Here is a 26,173-nt window from a genome sequence, read left to right on the forward strand (position 1 = left end):
ACATCTTAGGCTCTCTTAACTCTCGTAATGATGTCGCTACCAGTCATATGTTCTTCGAATCTATTAACAGCACGCTCCATAGCCGAAAGGCCAGCATATAAAGTTTCATTATCCTTAAGCAGGTCGTCATGGTGCTTTCTTGATATGGATAGGGCAGAATTCAACAACATGCTTAGTTTTTCAGAACGAATCATTCGCTCTATTGTTTTCACATACATCTTTGTTGTTTCAATATTTTTATGCCCTAGAAGCCCCTGTAAGATTATGTGAGCATCTGCAATTAGTAATTCATTTGTATGCGACGCGGTGAGGTTATGCTCTTTTATATATCGCCATAGTAACTGCGTTGCACCAGTATGTCGTAGCATATGGCTATGTATATCGATGCCTAACTCTTTTGCTGCACCTTCAAGGGCTGCTTGGTATTCTCTCACCGAAACAGGAGTACCATTTTTGTTAAGCCAGCAAAACCTCATTTGTTTAGTTCTATTTTTCTTCTTCGCCCATTTTGTTTTACAGTAATTGTCTTGATACTTTTTCCAACGCTGTTCATAGCTGCAAATCTCAGAGTTAATGTATTCATCATTAAAAATTTTTTGAGCTGAGATTGAGAGCTTAGTCACCTTCTTTTTGCCGCCTTTGGCAATGTAGAAAAGGTCTTGTATTCTTTGATTGTCTCTAACAGCTACTCCGTAAGGCTCGAAGTTCGGATTTAACTTTGTTTGTTTTAGCGGGAAATCTCGAACTAAAGCTGAAACGCGCAATAGTGTTGAAAATTCGATAAATGCCATGACCGCATACACTTCATCTACAGTATATAAATGTTCGTATATTCTCCAAAAGTCGGACATTGAAATAATGGAATCAACATAATCGTCCTTGAACTCCAGATTCTTTTCATTAATCGCAGTTTCCTTTTCTCCAATATAATTTTCAGCATAACTGGTATGCGACAATAAATTTTCGTCTTGGTCTTGTGCGAATGTGGACTCAACTGTGTCAGGCATAAACATTGAATGATCTACCCCTACCGCTGTTAAAAAGCGGTAGAAATTTCGCCATGTTTTTACGTATTGCTGAATGGACTCCTCTTTCCAATCTCTATGACGTAAAAGCTCTATAATCGGCTCCATATTATTCTCATATGTCGCTTCACTATAGTGAACACCAATAACAGGTTTATTTTCATGATCGATATATTGTTGTTCGGCAAGCAGGTTTATAAGGTACTTAACCCGTTGAGAATCATTTTGAATTGTTTGAGCACTAGCATTCCTTAGCTTGTCATGGATCAATTTACTATTACGTTTTCTAAAAATCAGAAAATCTAAGACGTTAGTTTCAACCTCATTTGTCTCTATAATATAGGGTATAGGGATGCCTGCTGAGCCTCTATGAGCAAATTCTAGTTTCACAGATTATTCCTGATTACTACTATCTCGTTGAACTTTTCTTCCTTTAAGTCAGGCCATTCCATAGAGTTATGCTTCTCTTTTATTGTGGCTTCTGGCATTTTCTTACCGGGTTCGTTATTTTTGTTTCTCGCAAGCAAGATATCTAAAGGAGTTTCAAATACAACGCCACAAACATGTATATCGTTGGTACGGATATATTGATTGATTATGTTGAACCATTTCATCCTTTGAAAAATGCTAAGGTTAGTTGAATCAATAACAACCGGGTGTCGATCAGGCCAAAAACTTTTAGCATTATTAGACCAATAAGTTTTGCCTGCACACATAGGACCAATCAGTATATAAACTCTTGTTGGCAAGTTTCGCTCTAATGCAGCATGTAGTTCTTTTTCAGAACGAGACCAAGCACTTTCTCTTAAAGCTAAGTCATCGAAGCAATACACGCCATTTCGTCTTAAATATTTATCTGGGGATATGTATTTTATATTGGTAAAATTTACGTGATTAGATTTACTTTGTTTACCTGCTTGAAGCGCTTGATGAGATAACCTTACTAAATCATCGTTTTTATCTTTGCTCTTATTTTTAAGAGTAGCTATTTGGTCGTATAGACCAGCAACCTGTTCCCGACTTTTAATTAGTTGCTGCTCAAGATTAATAGACCGCTCTTTTTCTTGCTCGTATCTTTCCTCTTCTTTGCTAAGAGGACTTTCACTATCAGACAGCTTTTTAAAGTTTTCCCGAAACTTCGTAATATCATCCCGAACCGCAAAATATCGTTGTTGAATCTTCTTATCTTTGATTTTGTCCTTATACAAATAGTCTTTGTGGACTTTTGCGTGCTTTATGATTTTAGCTATTGAGGCGTCAGTTACTTTGCCTGTTTGTTTTGCCTTTGAAAATAGCTCAGTAGATGCTGATTTTAGGTCAGCTATTCGCTCATCATGAGAGCGTTTATCATAGCTCATTTTTTCTTCGCTCTTATCATCTAACAACATCGAAGTAACCTTCTTTTCGTTCATCAGCATAAATTGATTTCAATGGCTCCGCATACATCTTAATGAAAGCTAGTGCGTCTTCTTCTATAGCTGATGAAGGCTCGGCAACATTTCGGTACTTGTGGAAAAAGTCAAAGTCTTCTAGCAGCTTTCTTGACCACTTCTTTCCTAGCAAGGCATCTGAACAACTTGTACCAACACACTGAGATGGGTTAGGTAGCGTACTAAGGGCATTAGTTATAGCTTTCTTTATACCAGAAGAAATTCTTTTCTGGTTATTACTTTGCGCAGCACAAGGACTGTCTGAGGTATTGTTACAGGCTCTATTACAAATTACGGCCATTGGGGTCAGAAGTGAGTACGTTTCACCGTTTTTTATGTCATCTAAGTATATGTTTTTAAGGCGCTCCTCTAGTGTTTGAAATAACTCCATTTCAGTTAAGCTTTCATTTTTTAACTGGAACTCTTTCTCTATTTCTGATTTGACATGTTCAGCCCCTTTTAGAAGCCTTTCTCCATTGCGCCCTCCAACTTGTCTATACGTAACGGCATGAGCCATATCGTTCGCCATGTCTTCACTAAGTTTCATTTGAAGTTGGTTTCGCTTTTTTACAACTAGTGGGTTTCTATACAAATATTCATTTGGCATTAGCGCATTACTGTGACCAAACAGGCGCTTCAATATAAGAATTGCTGCATTGGTGTTTTGTGCAATATAACCAGCCAGAGTTGCTCTTGCGCAGTGTGCAGTTGCTTCAGGATCATCATCAGCGATAGTTGCAATTGAGAAGTTATAGGTGTTTGGCAAGATTTTTAGGATATCGTTTAGCGTATCTCCATTTCGAATTTTGCCAATTTCATCTTCGGTTAACTCTCTACCCCAAGAAGTCTTGCTTGCAACATGTTTACTTGAGCTAACGAGGTAATCTCCTTCAGGTGAAAACCTGATCACTTCTAGTAATTTTGTCGCTATATACGCTGGTTCACCGACAGGAATAACAAGGCGGTTTTTAGTCTTCTGGACGTCAACTACTAACCACCAAATGCCGTCATATCGCTTGGATGGCTGGCAACATCCTATGCGCAGGTTACGAATGTCAAAGTTTCTTAAACCGCTCGATAATAATATTATCCAGATGCAAGCACTCTTGGCTAAATTGAAAAAATTGGATATCCACTTATTGTTAACAGGATAAAAGTTTCCATTATTATTCTTGGTTTTTTCATACTCTATTGGGAGCATGGGAGAAATTAGCTCTTCGTATTGTTCAATGAGATCTTTAACCCTTTTGCTTTTTTTAGCATTGTGTGGGTTTGTAAAACCATCCAGCAGTAATTGAAACTCTGTAAAAAAGTTTAAAAACTCATCACTGTTTTCGATGAATGGTAAAGCGTGCTGAACTATATTCGCGACATTTTCAAAAGGCATTGGAGCGTAAAAGGTGTTTTCCTTTATAACGCCTGTTACTTCTCGTTGTTGTTCAAGCCACTCGTTAACACCAATGTTTTGTTCAACCCAAGGTAACCCCATTCCAAGAAGAAAGACGCCTATATCTTCTAGGTCTTTTAAGTGGTAGCACTTGTTTAAAAAATCGAAGGCATGGTTAGAAATGCCTCCATTAGAGATTAACCTTATTTGAGTTATGTTAGTTATCGCCTTAGATTCGATTGCAGAAAACATCTCAAAAGGTTGATTTCGTTCTGCACACATAATGTTATTCCAATGCTCAGACTCCACTATTTGCCTGACAAAGCTTCTTAATCTTGAGAAGTTAGTCTCCGTCGCAAGATTTTGAAATACTGAAAGTTGAAAACATACAACGCGACAAATAAGCTCAAGAGGGTATTGCTTCTTGTCAGGAAACAACTGATTAAAGTCTACCGTATGTATGTTGCTACCACCTTTGACTTCCCATATAGGGTCAAGGAATTTCCCATTACGTAATATTTTAGACATGTCCATCTGGGAATACTTATTTGCAATAGCGTCAAGCAGCTCCCATTGTTGTTTACCTATTTCGTAAGGAGAGTTTTCATAACTTTGGACTTCGATAATTGCTGACATGTTATCTCCTTATTGAAACTGTATTATCGGTGGTAGCAAAGGGCGACCTTCTTTCATCGCTCTGGATGCTTCAAAATATGCGTGTTCTACAACTTGTACACCTCTACTATGTTTGATTTGGAACTTATTAATTGTATCCAGCGCAATTTGTCTTCTGTCTTCAAGTAAACCGCTAAAGGTGAGTGGGTTTTCGTTAGCTATTTCTTCTAATTGTAAAACTCTGTAGCAGATGTTGGGGAGATGCATAGCGTAGACTTCAGCCCGTTCACAACCGAGGCACATGTCGTATTTTTTGCATTTCTCTGCAATAGGAAGGTTGTGAGTCGGTTGAGTATCATCGGTGCAATCACACAGGTAGACTTCTTTGTTAGATGTAGAGCGACTTTGATCCTCACAAATATCACCTTGGAACTCCATCGCCTTTTCGAGCATATCTGAAGTAAGGGCGACAATAGCCGTATTTATTACTTGGTTACCCATACCTGTTTTCAAAATATATGAAAATAGGGTTGTGTCGAACTTTTGATGATTCAATGCTTCGCGCATTTTACTTACCAAGTCATCTGCGTTTTCAACGTCTTCAACTAACTGAGTTAGTAAGTGCCCAGCGAAGGTTTTTCTTAGTCGAGTCGTTTGAATACTCGTAAGTGGCTTATTGTCATCCCCCAAGATTTCAAATGAGGCACAGAACTTTTCATAAAACTTTGCTATTCCATCGACATCGAATGCAAAGAAATTTTCTCGTTGAGGATCATCTACGATGTCATCGTATAGCTTCATATATTCGAATATAGGTGAGTTTATAGGGATACGTATTGGTATCGCTTTAACGCCTGTTACACATCGATTCTTATAACCTACTACTCTAATTTCTTTTAGAGACGCTGGTGTTTCCTCGTCAATACCAAGATTTACATCGTAGTTTTCATACCAAGCTTTCCCTCTGTAGTTGCGCTTTATGCTCAGAATAGATTCTTGGTTATTACCAGTGGAGATTATCAAGTAAAGGGCTAACGTGACTGGTAGGTGATCTGTCTTAAAATTCAGATAGTTGTGATATTTGGGTTTGTTACTCTTTTCATACCCGGACCACTTTTTATTATGAAGGTAATCCGAATAGTCTTGAAAAAGCTTTAAGCCGCCAATATTTTGATATGCGTCTGTTTTAGAGACTTTACGTATCTTGTTTGTTTGAATGTTGTGTCTTGTGATCTCCTTTCCGGCTCTAGCTTCTTTAACTTGTAATAGGTAGTTTAAGAAGAGCTGGTCATGTCCCTCTTTACCACTTGTTAGCAACTTTCTGAGTGTTTCATTCTTTGCTGAGTAAACATCAATATAATTTTCACCAAGACTTTCTGGAGAGACATTTAGCATTTGATTGTAGCGCTTTTTCCATACTTCCAGCTCATAAAATACATAGCCTAACATCTGCATCATTACCCGATCCGAATAATCTTTTCCTTCAACAAATTGATCAAAATCGATGTCTTTAATTGGCGCTTCACTGTCTTTGTAAACAACAGATGATAAGTTAAAAGTTTTACTGAATGGGTGTAAAGCCAACATACTCTTAAGGAATAATTTTCTTGTTCGTGCCGCGACTACATTCGGAGAACTTAATATAAAATTAACGTAAGTCGTGTAAGTAATGTCTTCGAAAATCTTTGGCTGTTCGTTGTGTTCTGCAATATATTTGAATAATGACTCACAAACGGAGTTAAAGTTTTTAGCGTTGACAGGGTTGTTAATATTGAAATGTTGCATTATCAACCTACTGAATGTTTTAGCTATTTCAATTCCAACTATATCTTTACCATCACTAACGATCTTAAAGGTGTTGTCTCTTTGTCCAATGTTAATTCTATCTGTTAGAAGATCTGATTCACTTTGCACATATTCAAAGAAAAAGCGTAAATGCTTACCTGTATAAAAACGTTGATAATCAGGAAGACCATCACCACCTTTCACATTAAGTTTTGTTACCTTAGAATTATCTTTAGCAGATGATTGAGTAATTCTAGTTTCTTTCTTCTTTGCCATTAATACTTCACTTTAAAAACACGGTTGAATTATAGTATTCATTATCTAAATCATAAACTAATAAAGTATACTATTTATATGTCTTTTCGTATTATATTTTATCAGCAGAAATAATAGTAATTACTCTTGGGACTGTTGCGGGAGCGAGTTTACTTAATCAGGCACTTGTACTAAGTGTAATTGCCGTACTGATGACGATAGGTGTATATGGTCTCGTTGCTGGGATAGTAAAACTGGATGATGCCGGATTATATTTGCTTAAACAAGCCCAGCAAACAGGTAATCGCTTTAAAGAAATATTAGGTAAGGGTTTACTAGCGGCTGCCCCACGTTTAATGCAGTTTTTGGCTTTTGCAGGCACTGTGGCTATGTTTTTGGTGGGGGGCGGTATTTTAGTGCACGGTATTAGTATACTTCATCATTGGCAACTAACTGTTACTGATTATGGTTTATCGCATTTAGGAAGTGTTGGAGAGGTAATTGCGCCGCTTTTGTTTGATGGTACTTTAGGTTTGTTGGCTGGTGCGATGATTGTGCTAATACATCATATTATGGTGAGGTTTATAGCAAAAAAGCCGACAACTTAACTTTGTTGGCAAAGTGTTAGAGTATTATTAAATTGATTGGTGGTACTTAATGTTTATGTGTAGAGTTCGCTTGATTACCTAACGATGTATTTTATTTAGCACGAAATCAAGGGTAAGTATCGTTTCGTTTATCTGCTCATGGGTATCAATACTTAACACTGTTAGTAAGTTTTTCAGTAACTAGAAATGGATCGATCACTCGTCAATTATCTTCAGTGTTAAGCTGTGATGGCCAATTAATTTTGTAGTGATTCTAATTGGCATTTTTAATCCATTATAGGTTTGAGTTTCTGGTCATGTTGATTGCTCTTCTGTTTGGCTTAGTTTACGTTATAAACCTCTGCAGTTTTATTCGACAATTACGACATACTAATGCTGGTAGTAAATAAATCGTTTCTAAGAGGGTTTTTGTGTTGGTATGATAGGTAATGTTGTGTTTTTTTAATAATAATATCAAAAAGGAATTGCCGTGAAAAAGTGGCTGTTAGTATTAATTTTTTTTATAGCACAGTTTAGTGTTAGTAGTTATGCAAGTACAAAGTCGCTTTCTATAGAAAGCTTCAGTAAAAGCAGTGAATATAGTCAAGTTAAGCTTTCACCTGATGGTCGTTATATATCTGTTATTAGTAAGCCTGAGGGAAAGAGTATATTAGTTATCCTCAACGCTAGAAACTTTCAGGTTAGCCATGCCGTGAGATTTCCAGATAATGCACAAGTGGGTGCTTATAGCTGGGTTAGCGATGAGCGAATAGTGCTTCAAAAAGAATATTTAAAAGGATGGCAAGATCATCCTCAGTATCATGGTGAATTATTTGCTGTAAATGCTGATGGTTCTCGAGTGAAGTACCTAGTTGGCTATCAAGGGGAAATGCAAACAGGCTCTCGTTTGAAAAAGGCGACACCTCTTTACGGTACTTCTTACTTGTTAGACCCATTAGTTTTTGATGAACGTAAAATGTTAATAGTGACTTATCCGTGGTCTTCTAGTAGTGAGCCGTTTACTGTGGTTTATGAGGTTGATTTGTTTTCTGGTCACCGTCGAAAGGTAGCACGTTCACCTTCTCGAATGGCACAATTTTTAACTGATCATAAAGGTAATGTGCGTATAGCCGTCTCAACGGATGATTATATAAGTTCAACAATTTATACTCGCGCAAAGTCTGGTGGGGAATGGCAAGAACTTGATTTAGGTAGTTTGGTTTACGGTGATGTGCAGCTACACGCTTTTGATAGCACGGGCAGTTCAATTTATGTAACCGCGTCAGTGAGTGGTGAGGCTGCTGGTTTGTACAAGCTCAACTTAAAAACCAAAGCAATGGAATTGATTCATAAAGAAGAAGGTGTATCGCCAAAGAAGATCTGGGTGGATGAAACATCAAAAGAGCTATTCGCCATTGAAAGTGAGTTAAATTATCCAACGTATGCTTTTGTTGATAGTGAGTCAAAGAAGAGTGTGCACTTAAAGTCATTACTTGCAGCGTTGGAGGGGAATCAAGTGCAACTTGTTAGTAGCACTGAAGATGGCAATACCAATATCATTATTGCATCAAGTGACCGAAATCCTGGTGACTATTATATGTTTAATGCACAAGCTAACAAGCTACGTTATTTATTTTCAGCACGTAGTTGGCTAAAGCCTGAATTAATGGCTGAAACAAGACCAATTAGCTACACCAGCCGCGACGGTTTAACTATTCATGGCTATTTAACACTCCCTAACAATACGACAGAGAAAAACTTGCCTCTGGTTGTTATGCCTCATGGTGGCCCTCATGGTCCGCGCGATTGGTGGGGGTTTGATCCCGATGCACAGCTGTTAGCCAATCGCGGTATGGCGGTATTAAAAGTGAATTTTAGAGGTTCGGGTGGTTTTGGTCGTAACTTTGAGCATGCAGGGCATAGAAAGTGGGGAGCTGAGATCCAGTACGATATTATTGATGGCGTAAAACACCTAATTGAGCAGGGAACTGTTGATAAAAATAACATGTGTATTATGGGGGCCAGTTTTGGTGGTTACTCAGCCTTGCAAAGTGCGATTATAGAGCCTGATATGTTTAAGTGTGCTATCGGTGTTGTTGGTGTTTACGATTTACCACTGATGTTTGATGAAGGCGATGTGGCAGAGCGTGAGAGTGGTCAGCGTTACCTTAAAAATGTACTTGGCACTGATGAAGCCCAACTAAAGGCCTTCTCCCCAAGCTACAATATCGATAAGTTAAAAGCACCTGTGTTAATAGTACATGGTGGGGAAGATGAGCGAGCACCTATTGAACAAGCTGAATCACTTGTGGCCGCGCTTAAAAAAGCGAATCATCCTTATGTTTACGAGTTATTAGAAGATGAAGGGCATGGGTTTTACAAGCCAGAGCATCGCACTCGTTATTATAAGCAGGTGTTGGCATTTTTAGACCAGCATTTAACCTTGTAAAAATATGATCTTTATAATTAAAATGGCAAGCTTATAGCTTGCCATTTTTTATTTGCAGCTATTCTCTTGGCATAACTCTTTGAGTTGCACTTTTGCTTTATGGTTATTTTGTTGTGCGGCTTGCTGATACCAATAGATAGCTTGAGTTATATCTTTTGTTACACCTTCACCATCACGATACATTTGCGCAGTATTAAGTTGTCCCCACTGAGAACCTTCCTTACTGGCGAGCAAAAAGCTTTCAAATGCATCTTCAAATAAGCCATCTTTATAATATACGATCCCTTGCTGATTATTCTTATTGAGCTTTACACCTTCATATAAGGGTTTTGGTGTCGGTGGAAACATAACAAACCCACCATATAAACTGTATGCGTATGGGCGAAGTACATTATAAATAGCACCGTCATCGTATAAGCGCTTTACTTCCTTGCGGGGTAAGGTCAGTGTCTTTGATGAAAAGTAATCTTTTTGCACTAATAAGCTAGTGCGCATTGCCATTGTGATTGCTCTATCGCGTTTGTAACGATAATTGCTGATTTGAAAGGTAATAAACTTTTCATCGAACTCGAGTACTTGTGCCACTTTCAAATTTTCTGGACGTAATGGTTCATGCGAAAACTTGTCAGCTTTTACTAAATAGGTATCAAATGCTTGAGGTGAATCTAGAATCATTTTCTTTGTTGTGAGTTCCTCAAGATGTTGTGCGTAAAAATATATACATAAACATATCAGTAAGAGTGAGCCTGCAAAATACTTTACTAATGACAGTTGCTCTAACAATGGCAATTTGATGATTGACACAGGTTCGCTGTGGCGGCAATTAGCACATTGGTATTTATATCGCCATGCCAGTGGCAGGATAGGTAGGATAGTAAAACGTAAAAAGCGACTATGGTTTTTTAATTGATAGTCATTGCTGTTGCACTGTGGGCAGGTTTTTGTTTTGCTGAAGAATGACAGTGAGTTGCTGGTATTAAAAAGTAGCATGTAGTCCTTGGTCCCTTCCTTGTTTTACATAAGTTAAAACAAGGAAGGTGAGAAGCAAAGCTGCAAACTGTAAGAAAATATGTATTATTTTGCAGGTTTTGGTTTGATTGTTGTTCTAGCATCAGCAGCCATAAAAGCAAACACAGCATAAGCGGCCGTATTTTGCTTCAGTTTTTCAGGGTCTACTTTATCAAGTGTGTCATCAGCCGTGTGGTGGTAATCAAAATAATCGGTACCATCTTGGTGTAAATCAAAAATAGGTGCGCTGGTGGCATTTTTCAATGGAATTAAGTCAGGTCCACCGTTAGCGGTATTTTTTGCAATGTATTGAACATTGAGTGGGGCAAGTTGTTTAGCAATAGCACGCACCACCGGGAGTGACTGCGCAGATACATTTGACTCAAAGCCATATACTACATCAGCCCCAAAATCAGATTCAGCTGCGGCAACAATATTATCAAGCTCTTTAGCATGTTGCTTAAAGTAGGCTTTAGCACCCCATAACCCCAGTTCTTCGGCGGCAAATAATACCACGCGGATACTACGCTTAGGACGCTTTATTTCGCTAATATGTTTTGCTGCTGCCATTGTTAATGCAACACCTGCACCATCATCGAGCGCACCAGTGCCTAAATCCCACGAATCTAGATGACCGCCAATAAGTACATATTGTTCAGGGTTTTGGGTACCATTGAATTGGCCTATCACATTAAAGCCAGTACCTTGACCACGATCTTCATTTTGCACATTGATATTTACAGTAACGTTTTTGCCCAGCGCAATGAGGCGAGCAATTTGGTCGGCATCAGGGTTAGCAATTGTTACGTTAGGGATTTTTGTTACACCGTCTTTATAGTGGCTACCACCAGTATGTGCAAAACGGTGATGTGCAGTACTGACTGAGCGCATCATATAACCAATTGCACCTTTTTTAGCGGCTTCAACAGAGCCAGTTGAGCGTGCACGAACGGCAGGGCCATAACCATTACCATCAATGTCGCGGTTCATACGGTAGTTAATATAAGCAATTTTACCCTTCAAGCTATTTGCTGGGGCTGCGATCAACTCATCAAGGGTTTCAAATAATATAACTTCAGCAGTAATACCGTCTTTTGGTGTGCTCACACTATGACCAAGTGCGGTTAAATGTAGTGTTTGTTCACTCGGGGTAAGAATTTTACCGCTTTCACTGAAGCGGCGCCATTCAGGGAACGTGGCTTCTTCTAGCCATACTTTATCAAAACCCAGCGCTTGAAATTTTTCTTGTGCCCATGCAACGGCTTTTTTATCATTTTCTGTACCAGGAAGGCGTGGGCCTATCTCAGTAGTAAGAGATTCCAGTAATTGATAGCTTAAGTCACTGTTGCTAGCATTTGTTCTGAGCTCTGCTACTTGCTTAAGTTGTTGAGCTGTAAACTCAGGCTCTGCTGCACTTACCAAAAAGCTGCTAGCAAGCAGAACCCCTGTGATGATTTTTTTCATTATTGACCTTGGCTTGTTAGATATTTACCGACTATTTAACCATTAAATGACCGACTTAAAAAATATAATAAGATAAAAAGTAAAAAGCCCGCAGTTTAACGTGCGGGCTTTTTAAAATTACTAACTAATTTAGAAATTAAACTGCGCTGCTAAACGTAAGCTAGTGCCTTCGCCGACCGTTACATTGTTTGTACCACCACCGCCAAGGTAGTTGGTATCAAATAGGTTTTCAACGTTAAGGCGTAAGTTAATATCGGTGTTACTCATAACAAATTTATAAGTTGCACCCACATCTACACGCGTATAAGCGTCTTTGGTAATTGTATTTTTACTATCAGCAAAGCGATCCCCTTCATAAAAAGCACCAGCATTGAACGCAATCGCATCGTTTAATTCGTAGCGAGTCCAAAATGATGCAGACCATTTAGGTGCATCTGCAGGGCGTTTACCTTGTAATTTAGCATCGCGCTCGTAATTTGCATCTAAATACATGGTTGATGCCATCACAAATAGGCGATCAGTTACCGCCCCTTGTGCTGCAAGTTCAAAGCCTTTATGACGTTGTTCACCAATTTGAGTGGTAATAGTTGTTATACCGCCAATAGCGACAGGTAAATCTTCAGTAACGAGCGTGCCTGTTTTGCTAATGTCGAAAAGTGCACTGCTAAGCATTAAGCGATCATCAAACAATTGCCATTTAATGCCTACTTCTCTTTGCTCAGAGGTAACCGCATCAATCTTCATACCATCATTAATATCATTTTGATTATTAATAGTTTCGTTTTGAGGTTCAAATCCTTCAGAGTAACTAGTATATATCGTCGCTGATTCATTGGGGTGATATAGCACGCCGAATTTAGGTAAGAAAGATTCGTTATTTCTACCTTTCCTCGTTTGTTTATCGTAACGACCACCAAGTGAAACTTGCCACTGTGGTGAGAAAGTAATTAAATCTTGTATATAAATACCGTAGTAATCGTATTCAGTTTCGCTTGTTCTATCTGGTGTTTTATAGCTTATATCAGGTCGAGCAGGCTCATTTTGACCAGCAGTGAAGTTAAAAGAGTCTGCAGAGGTGCGTAATTGGCGGTAAAAGTAGTCAAGTGAATTAGCACCAATTAAAAACTGATGTTCAATGCCCGCAGTTTCAAATTCACCGATAAAATCAACGAATGCGGTGGTAAACTGCCAATCATCATAGCGATCGTACGGGTTTGATTTATAACTGTTTGTTGCCTCATTAAAACTACTTTTACTTGGTGAAGATTCAAAACGTTGGCGTTCAAACGTCTGTTCGTTATAACCAAGGTTTACTTGCCAGTTGTCAGATAAAAACACATTAAAATCAATGCCTAGGTTTTCAACTGTAATATCAGTAAATGCCCAAGACATATCGCGAATTGTTTTATCATCACCAATTACATTGGTATTTTCATCAATCCATGCGCCTGTATCTAGGCCTGCTTTATCATCTGTACGATCATAATGTACGCGTACTAATGCATTATCACTGATATCGTAATCAACCACGAAAGCACCTAAAAAACGGTCGCGTTCGCGGTTTTCGCCATTTTGGTATTCACGCCAGTACTGCACATCTTGTTTTACTAAAATACCACGGGCGCGTAAATCTTCAGCATCAGTGAGCGCACCTGCGGCATCGACCATAAAACGTGTAGAACCATGCTGGTCGACATCGCCACCGGCATTAAAAATTGTTTGTGCAGTTGGCTTTTTTGTCACCATATTAACCAAGCCGCCAGGACCTGATTGACCATATAAAATACTTGATGGTCCTTTAATAACTTCTACTTGCTGTAAAATCTCAATCGGCTGTTGATAGTGAGACCAATGCTGATGACCATCACGTAAGTAACCTGTTGATGAACTTAACCCAAAGCCACGTAAATTAAATACTTCGCGGTTACGTTGTTGTGAGCCAGCGGTTAGGCTGGCATCGTTTGTTAATACTTCGCCCAGTGTTGTGGCTAATTGTTCATTCACAATTGTGTCAGTGATGACGGTGACTGATTGTGCGGTTTCAAGCAATGAAGCTGATGTGCGCATAGCGCCTTTTGCATGGTCTACTTTATAGTCATTGAAGTAAGTACCTTTAACTTCAATTTTTTCTATGTTTTCATCCGTAGTTGAGGCGTGTGCAGCGGTTACAGAGGTAAGCAGTGCAAGATAAAGCGGGCAAAGTTTCATTAAATGGTTCCGGCTGAGTGAGATAAAAAGCGATGCGGTTTTTAATGAAAATAGATTTTATTTACAATGCCTTTATTGATTGATTTATAATACAGGCCTTAATGGTTGCTATGGCTGATTTCTGCTATCATTAGCGCAACTAGAGGCAGGGCTATTCCTTGCTAATTTATTTTTTGTTTCGGGATTTATTGTGACTGCTACTGCTTTTTCATCACTCGCTTTACCATCAGGTTTGGTTGATAACTTATCTACTTTAGGTTACGCCCACATGACTGCTGTACAAGCTCAAAGTCTTCCTCCAGTACTTGAAGGTAAAGATATTATTGCACAAGCTAAAACGGGGTCAGGTAAAACTGCGGCGTTTAGTTTGGGTGTATTGGCCAAGCTTAATGTTAAGCGCTTTCGTATTCAATCTTTGGTGCTTTGCCCAACGCGTGAATTAGCGGAGCAAGTTGCTGTTGAAATGCGTAAATTAGCACGCGGCATTCATAACATTAAAATACTCACCTTATGTGGTGGTGTATCGATTGGACCGCAAATAGGCTCGCTTGAACACGGCGCGCATATTATTGTTGGTACGCCAGGGCGTGTTGATGATCATATCCGCAAAGGTACGTTACGTTTAGACGACGTAGAAACTTTAGTGCTTGATGAAGCAGATCAAATGCTTGATATGGGCTTTCAAGATACGTTAGATGCAATTATCGAGCGTATACCAAAACAACGTCAAACATTACTATTTAGTGCTACTTTCCCGCGCGCTATTGAAGCAATCGCTAAACGGGTGTTAAGTAACCCTGTAATGGTGAAAGTTGAAGAAGAGCAAGAAAAAAGCACTATCAAACAGTACTTCTATAAAATGGATAATAACAAACAACGTTTTAATACATTAAAATTGTTGTTGTTAAAGTTTCAGCCAGAAAGCTGTGTGGTGTTTTGTAATACCAAAGTTGAAACTCAACAAGTATGTGACGATCTAGCTGATGAAGGGTTTAGTGCAGTTTCATTGCATGGTGATTTAGAGCAGCGAGATCGAGAGCGTACACTTATCCATTTTTCGAATAAAAGCGCGTCAATATTAGTGGCTACAGACGTTGCAGCGCGTGGTTTGGATATTGACGACATGGATATGGTAATTAACTATCACCTTGCTCATGACCCACAAACGCATGTACATCGTATTGGTCGTACTGGCCGTGCGGGTAAAAAAGGTATTGCGTGTTCTATTTACGGTGATGCAGAGCAGTTTAAAGTGGCGCAAATTGGTGACCACTATGAATGCGACTTTTTACCAGAGCAATTACCACCATTTAGCTTACTAGAAAAACCGCCTTACAAGCCTGAAATGGTGACACTGATGATTGATTCAGGTAAAAAGCAGAAGGTCCGTGCAGGTGATATTTTAGGAGCACTAACAGGTAAAGATGGTGTTGCAGGGCGTCAAGTTGGTAAAATTAATGTACTTGATAACGTAGCATTTGTAGCCGTTGAGCGTAACTCTTCAAAACCTGCACTACGTAAATTGACCGAAGGTAATATTAAAGGCCGTAAAATTCGCGCTCGTCGCTTAACGCGTTAATAATTACCCGTTACATATTGTTGAGCAGCTACTCTTTAGCTGCTCGTATTCACTCTTCAATTGTTTAAATTTATCTGCATTGCCGTGTGTTTTATCCGGATGGTATTGTATTGCTAGCTGTCGCCAGCGTTTTTGCACATCTTTTATCTTACTTTGCGGTGGTAATTGCCAGCGTTTTAAAAGCAGTTCTCGGGTTGTTATATCTACTTTTAATGTCGAACCAGTCTTAGTTGTGAAGCTATGCCAAAAGCTATTTAATAACTTTTCTATTTCAACACTGGATGTCTCAAAATTATTCCAGTCAAGGTAGTAAATACGTAGCGGATCAGTTGCATCTAATGCTGAGTGATTAGATGGCGCAGTGATTAATTCAATATGTAAACTGGATATCAGTAATTGCTGCGTTGGCAATACTTGCTGTTGAAGCTGATACAAAGCGTTCATGATTAAAAAGTTACGTTTAAATAAGTCACGTTCAGGAAGAGGGTCTAAATTATCAATGACACCACGGTCTTTTAATTTCAATGCTAAAGTATGAACCATCCACACTTGCTTTGTTAAAATCAATTCAAAAATCTCATCAATCAGAGGGTTAAGCATTGTTTGCAATCTAGTAATTAGTGTATCTTTGACAAACTATCACAGCTTTCACGGCTACAAAAGTTTCAAGGATATAATTATGCCGAGCCAGTTGAAACGCTCATTGCTTATTGGCCTCATGGTCTACATCAGTGTTTTTGCAGTATCGAGTTTTGCAAAGCAACAAAGCAGTATGTTAGAGCAGTTTGATTTGGCTGAAAATTGGCCTCAAAAACAGTTGTTGGCTAGTGAGTTATTATCTTCAGTGCAGCTATCAGATAAACAAAAAAATGCTATTTATTCTGAAATGGCTAAAAATGCTTTTGAAATAAGCGATTACACTCAAGCGCTTCATTACTATAAATTATTGGAGCAAGGCAGCGATTTTAATGATTTACCTGAGTTGCATTTTAGAGCTGTAAAAATGCAGGGTGTGGTGCTGTATTACCAAGGTTTGATGCAACAAGCCGTTATTGATTATAGTCGAGCATTAAGTCTTGCCGTTCGTTTAAATAGCCCTTTAAAACAAGCTAATTTATTGAGTAATATAGGATTATCATATTTCGATATGTATAATATGGAACTAGCCCTTGATTACTATCAGCAAGCTAAAGTTATTTATGAGCAAGATGGCAGTGCACAAGATCAAGCCGACATTTTGCATAATATTGCAGGGGTTTATATTCGTTTATCTCGGTATGATTCAGCATTGGAAATATACCGCAAAGTACTAAGTGTATTTCAAGCGTTGGGCGATGAAGATGGTGTTGCTCAAGTGCACGGTAATATGGGCGTTGCATATGATGAGTCGGGTCAAAATCAACTAGCTCTGCATTACTACCAGTTGGCTTTACGTTATTACCAAAGTACCAATAATGCCTTTCAACTATCTACAAGACATAATAATTTAGCCAACATTAATTTAAAAATAAACGAACTGGATGCTGCATATTATCACTCAAATGCCGCACAAGGATATGCACGACAAATTGATAATAAACAGCTGTTATTAGCCGCTTTGCATGTGTTAGCAAAAATACAGTTGGTCAAAGGTGATATTGATGCTGCAAAGAAAAATTTAGAGCAATCAATAGCGCTGGCGAAACAATACAAAGATGAAATGCGCTTAAGAGATGGCTTAGGAATTGAAGCGTTGTTAAGTGCAAGTTTAGGTGATTTTGACCGAGCGATGCACTTACATGACAAATTTGTAGAGTATCAACGTAGTATGACAAGCGAGGAAATAATTAAAGCCCTAAATGTGTTTCAATCTCAATTTGAATCCAATAAATTGAATCAGGAGATTCAAGATCTGAAGCAAACTAGTCGATTACAAGAGTTAGAGATAGCAAAGCGCTCACAACTCACTATTTTGTTGGCGATAGTATTCGTACTGGTTTTGATCTGCAGTGTTGCTTTATATCGCCGTACAATTGAAAGAAAAGCTAAAGTACAACTAGAAGAGAAAGTTGAAAAGCGTACGCAAGAGTTACGATCTGTTGCTCAAAAATTACAGTCAGCAAATGAAGTGAAAAGCCAATTTTTAGCAAATATTAGCCATGAGATCCGCACTCCTCTAACAGCTATTTTGGGGCAAACTGATGATTTATTAAATGGTTTATATGACACGGAGCAATTAGGTACGGAGTTACTGGTAATTAAAAAGCACAGTGATCATCTCAAAGAGCTCATTAATGATGTGCTTGATCTCAGTAAGATAGAAGCAAATCGTTTAGAGCTGAGTGTTTGTGATTTTGATTTAGTGCAGTTGGTAATGGATGTGTATTCAATGTCTAGTTTGCAAGCGAGAAGCAAGGGTTTGACGCTTACATTGGATAATCAAATTGGTGAGCAGTACTGGGTTAAGCTAGATTTGATGCGAGTAAAGCAAATTTTAATCAACTTACTTAGTAATGCAGTTAAGTTTACTCAACAAGGCTCGGTTACATTACGCATCAATGAAACCGCTTTGGGCGTCCAGTTTGCAGTAATAGATACAGGTATCGGTATTCAGGCTGAGCAGTTAAAGATAGTTTTTGAGTGTTTCCAACAAGGGGATAACACAATCAGTCGACGCTTTGGTGGCTCGGGGCTTGGTTTAAGTTTATCACAACAGTTAGCTATGATGATGGGGGGTTATATCAATGCACAAAGTGAATACGGTAAAGGCAGTGAATTTATGCTTTATTTGCCATGTAAACAATATCTACCAGGCATACCAGTTTCATCATTACCAGTAACCACTACAGCGAAAACATTGGCTGGGAAGGTATTACTTGCTGAAGACCATCCGGATAACCGTCGCTTAATTACACGCTTCTTAAACACCTTAGGGCTAGATGTTATTGCTGTAAGCAATGGTGAAGAAGCTGTTGAACAATGCCTTAGTGAATTTCCCGACGTAGTTTTACTAGATATACAAATGCCAATAATGGATGGCTTAACAGCCTTCGATTTGCTAGAGAAGTGTGGTTTTAATAAACCGGTTTTTGCACTGACAGCCAATGCAATGAGCCATGAAATTGCAGATTATCTGGCCTTAGGTTTTTCGGGGTATTTAAGTAAACCCCTAGATAAAGAAGATTTTTACACTAAACTTAGCGAGCACTTAAGTGTGTTACCAGCTTCAAAAGAAATGGCTATCGATATCGATGTTAGTGATCTAATCAGAAGTTTTGTAGCCAGCTTTGATGATGAAGTAAATGCATTAAAAGATCACTATCAGCAAGGTGACCTGTCTGCTTTGCAACAAGATAGTCATCGGATCCTTGGTGCAGCACAAATGTTCGCATTAGATAGTGTCATTCAACCAGCATTATTATTGGATAAGGCATTGTTAAACAGTACCGAAGCCGAAAATAATACAGGGTTAACAGAATTAGTTGAGTCATTAATCCATGAGTTAGAGCAGTTTAAGGTTTAGAATAACTCTATATCATTTGTTGGTGCGGTCGTGTTTTGGTTGCTACTGGAGGTGTTTTCGTTGCGTCTAGCGCTATCATTACGTTGAGTGTTATCAATAATGCCCTCGCTAACATGAAATAACCCCAACTTTTCATGTAGGCTTTTTGCTAAATTTCGAAGATCTTCACTGGAAACCGATTGGATCAATGTGCTCGAAAGTGCATCCGAATTTAGCTCCACCATTGCTTCAATGTTTGACTGGGCTTCATCGGACATTATTTTTTGTTGAGCAACTTGATGGTTAATTTTTTCTGATAGTGCGTTGATGGCCAGCATAGCTTGTTCAATGGTATTAATCTCGTTACTTGTTGCATGCGATAGCTTAACGGTTTGTTGTGCTTCAGTTAGTGCATTGCGCATCAAAGTGTCAGCACGATCAGTGCTTTCTTGAATTTTCCCCACCATAGTACGAACCTCTTGTGTGGAATTACTTGTTCGTGCTGCTAAATTACGTACTTCATCAGCGACAACAGCGAAGCCTCGGCCTTGCTCGCCAGCACGGGCCGCTTCAATTGCGGCATTGAGAGCTAATAGATTTGTTTGTTCTGCAATTGCATTTATTACTTCAATCACTGAACCTATATTATCGCTATCTTGTTTTAAGACTTTCATATGTTCACTTGTTTGCTCTATATTTGTAGCTAATTTTGATAAGCTTGCTTGGCTATTATCGCTATCAATACGTGTCTGTTGAACTGATTGAGTTGCAGAGGCGACAGAGGTGTAAATAAGTTCAACATCACCTTCTAGCTCTCTGGATATACGTATAGTGTGCTCTATAGTTGTGGCTAATTCTTCACCATGTGCATGTTGAATACTGGCTTTTTGGGTCATTGAAGCATAAGTATCTCGTAATGCATCTGCCATAGGGAGTAAGCGCGATGAAGTACAATATATCTCATGAAACATATGCTCTATGGTGGTTAAACTTGCATTGAGTGCAAAGCATGATTTTGGGGTGATATTAGGTTTTTCGTCAAAACGAAAAGTGAAATTTATATAATCACTGGTGATTAAATTTTCGACTAGGTTATCTAAGTGCGGAGTTGGTAACACAACATTTTTATAAATGAGTAAGGTTGTGCCATTACCTACCATTATTATAAATAATAAGCTCAAAAGTGCAGAGAGTTGTAGGTCAAAAAAGTAGCATATTAGACACGTACCAAGTATTAAAAAGCCAGTTAGAATTAAAATACTTTTAGTTATTGTCATCCGTTACACCTTAAAATCTTAATTTTGTCAGATAAAATAATGTATTTAATCGCCCCTAGGAAGAACTCTTTGGGCAGCGCATGTTTGGCATTTATACTGCATTATCGCCTATTTATGGGGAACAACCACACACTATAGGCGCTGCCTTGCCTAAATACCAAGCACACTGCTGCAAAATCAATCACGAAAGGTCAACATGCCCTAGCAGAGCAGCAATCACTTCATATGATTTTATTTTGCATACTAATTAAGTTATAGGGTAAAGCATAGAGTAAGACAAATAATCATTGGTAGGTTGGTAAATAAGAGAAAAAAAAAGCCCGTTTTAAACGGGCTTTTTTAATATGAATAGTTTTACTGACGTCTCATAGAGTCAAAAAATTCATCATTGGTTTTGCTCATAGAAAGTTTATCAATTAAAAATTCCATAGCATCAATTTCAGACATTTCATGTACGATTTTACGTAAAATCCACATTTTTTGTAGTTCATCTGTCTTCGTCAGTAATTCTTCACGACGAGTACCTGAACGATTGAAGTCAATTGCAGGGAATACACGCTTTTCAGCAATCTTACGATTTAAGTGCAGTTCCATATTACCGGTACCTTTAAACTCTTCGTAGATAACTTCATCCATCTTAGAGCCGGTATCGATAAGGGCAGTTGCGATAATTGTTAAACTACCACCTTCTTCAACGTTACGTGCAGCGCCAAAGAAGCGCTTTGGCTTGTGTAATGCGTTAGCATCAACACCACCGGTGAGTACCTTACCTGATGAAGGAATTACGGTGTTATAAGCACGCGCTAAACGAGTGATTGAATCTAGTAAGATGATGACATCTTTTTTATGTTCAACTAAACGTTTTGCTTTTTCAATTACCATTTCAGCAACTTGAACGTGACGGCTCGCAGGCTCATCGAACGTAGATGCAATTACTTCGCCTTTTACAAGACGCTGCATCTCAGTTACTTCTTCTGGACGCTCATCGATTAGTAATACCATCAACGTTGCATCAGGGTGATTATGGGTAATTGATTGCGCGATATTTTGCAGTAGCATTGTTTTACCCGCTTTTGGCGGTGCTACTAATAAACCACGTTGACCACGGCCGATAGGTGAGGCTAAATCAAGTACTCGAGCAGTAATATCTTCAGTACTACCATTACCACGCTCCATACGTAAACGTTCGTTAGCATGAAGTGGTGTTAGATTTTCAAAAAGAATTTTAGTGCGAGAATTTTCTGGTCTATCAAAATTTACTTCGTTTACTTTTAGTAGTGCAAAGTAACGTTCACCGTCTTTAGGTGGACGTATGAGACCCATTATAGAGTCACCAGTACGCATACTAAAACGACGAATTTGGCTAGGTGATATATAAATGTCATCAGGACCAGCAAGGTAAGAGGCTTCTGATGATCTTAAGAAACCAAAACCATCCTGTAAGATTTCTAGTACACCACCGCCAAAAATGTTCTCTCCACTTTTGGCGTGGGCTTTAAGGATAGCAAAGATTATATCTTGCTTTCTTAAGCGGGCTACGTTTTCGAGCCCCATGGACTCAGCTAAGTCTACAAGCTCTTTAATCGACTTGTCTTTTAATTCGCGTAAATGCATATTGGTGGGTTCTTTATTACAGTTATCATGCTCATATAATCGATATTAATTAATGAGAGAGGTTCGTTGGTAAACTAAGGATTAGTTGGCTTTATAAACTAGCAGCTCACTGGCGTAGCGTCCAGTCTTTATACAAAAAAAATCTAAAAAAGGGCATTTGCCCTTTTTTAGATTCAATATTAGATGTTATTTTCTAAAAACTCAATTAACTGAGTTTTAGATAATGCACCAACTTTTGTTGCTGCAACTTGGCCATCTTTAAAAAGTAATAATGTAGGGATACCACGAATACCGAACTTAGGTGGTGTGCCAGCATTCTGATCGATATTTAATTTACCGATAACAACACGGCCGTCAAATTCGTCAGCTACTTCATTAAGAATAGGGGCGATCATTTTACAAGGTCCGCACCATTCTGCCCAAAAATCAACCAGTACAGGTTTGTCTGATTGTAGTACGTCAGCTTCAAAGCCATCGTCAGTTAATTGAATTATTTTCTCGCTCATTGCGCTCTCCGATAAGTTAGGCGAATTTATTTAATGCGTATTTAAACACTCTTGTTTCTTATTGCAAGTTTAAACGTTATGCTTAAACGCTATGACTAAGACACATTTGACCGATAAAAAGTTTTCAGACTTTGCTATTGCACCGGAAGTGGTTGCCGGGTTAACCGAAAGTGGGTTTGAATATTGCACACCCATTCAAGCTAAATGCCTACCTTTTATTTGTGATGGCCGTGATATTGCGGGTCAAGCACAAACAGGTACAGGCAAAACGTTGGCGTTTTTAACAGCCACGTGCCATCGGTTATTACAATCTAGCAAAGCACCTAGTAAACATCCAAGAGCCCTGATCATGGCCCCGACTCGGGAGCTTGCGATTCAGATCCACAAAGATGCAAAAATTTTAGCGCCACACTGTAATCTTAACTTAGGTTTAGTATATGGTGGCGAAGATTACGAAAAACAACGTGCGCAGTTAGAAAAAGGCGTTGATATTTTAATTGGCACCACAGGGCGCTTAATCGATTTATATAAACAAGGGTGTTATACCCTCAATGAAATCGAAGTAGTGGTACTTGATGAAGCCGATCGTATGTTTGATTTGGGCTTTATTAAAGATATTCGTTACATGTTTCGCCGTATGCCGGATACATCGCAACGCCTTAATTTATTGTTTTCTGCAACACTTTCATATCGTGTTCAAGAGCTGGCGTTTGAGCACATGACAAACCCAGAGCATGTACAAGTTGAGCCAGATGTAAAAACGGGCAAGCGAATCAGTGAAGAGTTATTTCAGCCATCTCAAGAAGACAAAGTTAAGCTGTTATTAACCTTGATTGAAGAAGAATGGCCTGAAAAAGCGATTGTTTTTGCTAATACCAAGCATAGTTGTGAAACAGTGTACGCATGGTTAAAAGAAGATGGACATCGTGTTGGTATGCTTACCGGTGATGTAAATCAGAAAAAGCGCCAATCAATTTTAGCGCAGTTCACTAAAGGTGATCTAGATTTTCTAGTAGCAACGGATGTTGCAGCACGAGGATTACATATCCCTGAAGTGAGTCATGTATTTAACTTTGACTTACCAGATGATTGTGAAGATTACGTACATCGTATTGGTCGTACTGGTCGTGCAGGCGCATCAGGTAAAGCGATTAGTTTTGCATGTGAACAATACGCGTACAACCTTCATGAAATTGAAGAATATATAGAACATAGCATTCCTTTATCGCATTACGATAAAAGTGCATTGCTTGATGATTTAACAAAACCTACTATTCAAAGAAAGCGTAACTATTCAACAGGTCCTCGTAATCGTAATAATAACAGCGGACGTAGACCTAATAATAATTACCAAAAAGCACGGTCGTAATTACGACCGTCATTATAGTCGTAGTAGTAACTAGAGGTTTTTGAACGGTGGGGCAACTTAAACCGCAAAAAAATGTTTACGCAGTAATTGATTTGGGATCAAATAGCTTTCATATGCTGATTGCTAAATCAATTGCTGGCGGCTTACAAACCATAGGCCGGGTTAAACGCAAAGTCAGATTAGCTGCTGGGCTTAATGACGATAATTTACTGAGCACGCAAGCAATGCAGCGAGGCTGGGAATGTCTTGCCTTATTTGCTGAGCGTCTACAGGATATCCCTAAAAAAAATATTACAATTGTTGCCACAGCTACTTTACGCTTAGCAACAAATGCTGATGTATTTAGAATTAAAGCAGAGCAAATTCTTGGCCATAAAATTAACGTTATCAGTGGTGAGTTAGAGGCGCGAACTATTTACAAAGGTGTCGCGCATACTTCTTCTTGTAGTGGTCGTCAGTTAGTGATCGATATTGGCGGTGCGAGCACTGAAGTTGTAATTGGTAAAGGTTTTGATGCACTGCATTATAAAAGCCTAAATATGGGTTGCGTTACCTACCTTGAACGCTACTTCAAAGATTGTCAGCTAAATGAAATCAATTTTAATGCAGCAATAAAAGCCGCGCGTCTCGTGATTGATGAAATAGCATCTGATTATAAGAGCGCTGGGTGGGAAATTGCCTCTGGGGCTTCTGGTACAGTGCAAGCGATCCAAGAAATTATGGTCGCGCAATCTTTAGATGAATTACTGAGTCTAGACAAACTCAATGCTATTAAAGAGCAGTCAATTACCTATAAAACTATTGCCGCATTAGATTTGCCAGGCTTAAGTGAAGAACGCAGATTAGTCTTTGTTTCTGGGCTAGCAATTTTGATTGCTTTATTTGAGTCGCTTGAAATTGACAAAATGGGACTTGCCGGAGGAGCACTCCGAGAAGGCGTCTTGTATAGCATGATCCCTGAGTTTCATAACCATAACATTCGTAAGCGTACTATTGATGGTTTAATGGCGCGTTATCATGTAGACCAAAAACAAGCTAATCGTGTAGCAGATCTTTCCAGCCAGCTAGCGCTTCAAGTTAGTGAGCAATGGAAACTACTAGATACAAGCGGATTGCCTTTGCTCAAAGCGATTGCACAATTACATGAAATTGGATTATTAATAGAGTACAAGCAATATCAGCAACACACCGCTTATATTCTTGAAAATACTGAGATGCCAGGGTTCTCACAATCAGAACATAAGATAATAGTGGCGACTGCAAATGCACATCGTTCGGATCTGCAAAAAAATGGTTTTGATTATTTAGGTTGTCATGCCCAGTTAACTCAATACGTAACACGTTTAATAAGAATTGCAGTGATTCTATCAATGCGTCGTCAAGATGATGTGCTACCAAAACTTACCTTAATTGCTAATAATGAGGCTTTAACACTATCATTTGAAAATGATTGGTTAAAAGCACACCCTTTAATGGCAAGTGAGCTTCAACAAGAGTCTAAACAGCAAGAAAAGGCAGGTTGGAAGTTTATAGTTAAGTAGATAAAAGGGCTATAAAGCCCTTTTATAGTATTAAAAACCGCCTTTCTGTACTAATTTCACTCGAACAACCAATTAAATCAAAAAAGTTCAAAAAAAGTGTTGATCTGTTTTTGGATCTCCCTATAATGCGACCCCACTGAGACGGGAAACGCCAACGTATAGCGAGGCACGGACTTATCAGAGAGTTAAATAAAACTTCGGTTTTAAATATTCCAAAAGAAAATTTAAAGCAAAGTATTGACTCGAAAAATAAAAGGTGTATTATTCGCATCCCTTGAGTCGCTAAAGCGAATCAAAACGTTCTTTAACAATATAAAGCAATCATCTGTGTGGGCACTCGTGCAGATTGAGTTCTAACAGCCGAACTTAGTTTACTAAGCAAGGCAAACATATTTAGAGTCTCAATGTGATTTCTCGAAAGAGAAACTGAGTGACCAACAGAATAGTTATTTTTAATAATTATTCGGCACAGTCAATTCAATATCGAAAGATATTAAATAAATTCAGAATTCATTGAGCAGGTTCTTCATTCTTTATTGGATGAGAACAGAAAAAACTTTTAATTGAAGAGTTTGATCATGGCTCAGATTGAA

16 protein-coding genes and 1 pseudogene are annotated in these 26,173 nt (G+C 38.6%); 6 read left to right on the plus strand and 11 right to left on the minus strand.

The window, feature by feature from the left end:
- Nucleotides 1-5 precede the first annotated feature (5 nt).
- From A7967_RS10210 to A7967_RS10225, 4 genes are read right to left on the minus strand one after another with little or no spacing between them, the layout of a single operon-like run.
- The gene (locus tag A7967_RS10210; RefSeq protein WP_064435676.1) at nt 6-1,415 is read right to left on the minus strand and encodes a tyrosine-type recombinase/integrase; all 1,410 of its coding nucleotides are present in this window, start codon (nt 1,413-1,415) and stop codon (nt 6-8) included.
- Nucleotides 1,412-2,413, minus strand: coding sequence for an ATP-binding protein (locus A7967_RS10215; protein WP_064435677.1), 1,002 nt, complete (start codon nt 2,411-2,413; stop codon nt 1,412-1,414). Before A7967_RS10215 ends, A7967_RS10210 begins: the two co-directional genes overlap by 4 nt.
- On the minus strand, nt 2,400-4,478 hold the full coding sequence (locus tag A7967_RS10220) for a site-specific integrase (protein ID WP_064435678.1): 2,079 nt from the start codon (nt 4,476-4,478) through the stop codon (nt 2,400-2,402). Before A7967_RS10220 ends, A7967_RS10215 begins: the two co-directional genes overlap by 14 nt.
- 9 nt (nt 4,479-4,487) lie before the next feature.
- Nucleotides 4,488-6,518: a hypothetical protein gene (locus A7967_RS10225; protein WP_064435679.1), complete on the minus strand. Its 2,031-nt coding sequence runs from the start codon at nt 6,516-6,518 to the stop codon at nt 4,488-4,490.
- A 92-nt stretch (nt 6,519-6,610) separates the two neighbouring features.
- Here A7967_RS10225 and A7967_RS10230 point away from each other — a divergent pair.
- Together A7967_RS10230 and A7967_RS10235 are read left to right on the plus strand one after the other, a co-directional pair.
- Nucleotides 6,611-7,105: pseudogene (locus A7967_RS10230) on the plus strand (DUF808 family protein); the annotation flags it as partial.
- A 469-nt stretch (nt 7,106-7,574) separates the two neighbouring features.
- Entirely contained in the window at nt 7,575-9,533 is a 1,959-nt protein-coding gene (locus A7967_RS10235) for an alpha/beta hydrolase family protein (RefSeq protein ID WP_054205220.1), read from the plus strand.
- 48 nt (nt 9,534-9,581) lie between these two features.
- Here the strand turns inward: A7967_RS10235 and A7967_RS10240 are convergent, their stop codons facing one another.
- The 3 genes from A7967_RS10240 to A7967_RS10250 form a co-directional block, all read right to left on the minus strand.
- The gene (locus A7967_RS10240; protein ID WP_054205219.1) at nt 9,582-10,523 is read right to left on the minus strand and encodes a tetratricopeptide repeat protein; all 942 of its coding nucleotides are present in this window, start codon (nt 10,521-10,523) and stop codon (nt 9,582-9,584) included.
- Between the two features lie 84 nt (nt 10,524-10,607).
- Nucleotides 10,608-12,005, minus strand: a complete 1,398-nt coding sequence (locus tag A7967_RS10245) for a M20/M25/M40 family metallo-hydrolase (RefSeq protein WP_054205218.1) — start codon at nt 12,003-12,005, stop codon at nt 10,608-10,610.
- A gap of 129 nt (nt 12,006-12,134) precedes the next feature.
- Entirely contained in the window at nt 12,135-14,213 is a 2,079-nt protein-coding gene (locus A7967_RS10250; protein ID WP_054205217.1) for a TonB-dependent siderophore receptor, read from the minus strand.
- Nucleotides 14,214-14,403: 190 nt separating this feature from the next.
- On the opposite strand from A7967_RS10250, the gene dbpA reads away from it, so the two are divergent.
- Nucleotides 14,404-15,792 carry an ATP-dependent RNA helicase DbpA gene (dbpA, locus tag A7967_RS10255; protein ID WP_054205216.1) on the plus strand — a complete coding sequence of 463 codons (1,389 nt, stop codon included), beginning with the start codon at nt 14,404-14,406 and terminating at the stop codon, nt 15,790-15,792.
- Between the two features lie 3 nt (nt 15,793-15,795).
- Here dbpA and A7967_RS10260 read toward each other — a convergent pair whose 3' ends face one another.
- A complete protein-coding gene (locus tag A7967_RS10260) occupies nt 15,796-16,392 on the minus strand; it encodes a DNA-J related domain-containing protein (RefSeq protein ID WP_054205215.1) in 597 nt (198 codons plus the stop codon).
- Between the two features lie 79 nt (nt 16,393-16,471).
- Between A7967_RS10260 and A7967_RS10265 the strand changes: the two genes are divergently transcribed.
- On the plus strand, nt 16,472-19,294 hold the full coding sequence (locus A7967_RS10265; protein ID WP_054205214.1) for an ATP-binding protein: 2,823 nt from the start codon (nt 16,472-16,474) through the stop codon (nt 19,292-19,294).
- On the opposite strand, the gene A7967_RS10270 is transcribed toward A7967_RS10265, so the two are convergent.
- The 3 genes from A7967_RS10270 to trxA form a co-directional block, all read right to left on the minus strand.
- Complete coding sequence (locus A7967_RS10270) at nt 19,291-20,550, minus strand: methyl-accepting chemotaxis protein (protein WP_054205213.1); 1,260 nt, start codon at nt 20,548-20,550, stop codon at nt 19,291-19,293. The two genes, A7967_RS10265 and A7967_RS10270, sit on opposite strands and share 4 nt — an antisense overlap.
- Before the next feature lie 354 nt (nt 20,551-20,904).
- On the minus strand, nt 20,905-22,164 hold the full coding sequence (gene rho, locus A7967_RS10275; RefSeq protein ID WP_054205212.1) for a transcription termination factor Rho: 1,260 nt from the start codon (nt 22,162-22,164) through the stop codon (nt 20,905-20,907).
- Nucleotides 22,165-22,343: 179 nt separating this feature from the next.
- Nucleotides 22,344-22,670, minus strand: a complete 327-nt coding sequence (gene trxA, locus A7967_RS10280) for a thioredoxin TrxA (RefSeq protein WP_054205211.1) — start codon at nt 22,668-22,670, stop codon at nt 22,344-22,346.
- Nucleotides 22,671-22,761: 91 nt separating this feature from the next.
- On the opposite strand from trxA, the gene rhlB reads away from it, so the two are divergent.
- Together rhlB and gppA are read left to right on the plus strand one after the other, a co-directional pair.
- Nucleotides 22,762-24,039, plus strand: coding sequence for an ATP-dependent RNA helicase RhlB (rhlB, locus tag A7967_RS10285; protein WP_054205210.1), 1,278 nt, complete (start codon nt 22,762-22,764; stop codon nt 24,037-24,039).
- Between the two features lie 47 nt (nt 24,040-24,086).
- Nucleotides 24,087-25,580, plus strand: coding sequence for a guanosine-5'-triphosphate,3'-diphosphate diphosphatase (gppA, locus tag A7967_RS10290; RefSeq protein WP_054205209.1), 1,494 nt, complete (start codon nt 24,087-24,089; stop codon nt 25,578-25,580).
- Nucleotides 25,581-26,173 lie beyond the last annotated feature (593 nt).

Origin of the sequence: Pseudoalteromonas neustonica (assembly GCF_001653135.1) — a bacterium.
GTDB lineage: Bacteria > Pseudomonadota > Gammaproteobacteria > Enterobacterales > Alteromonadaceae > Pseudoalteromonas > Pseudoalteromonas neustonica.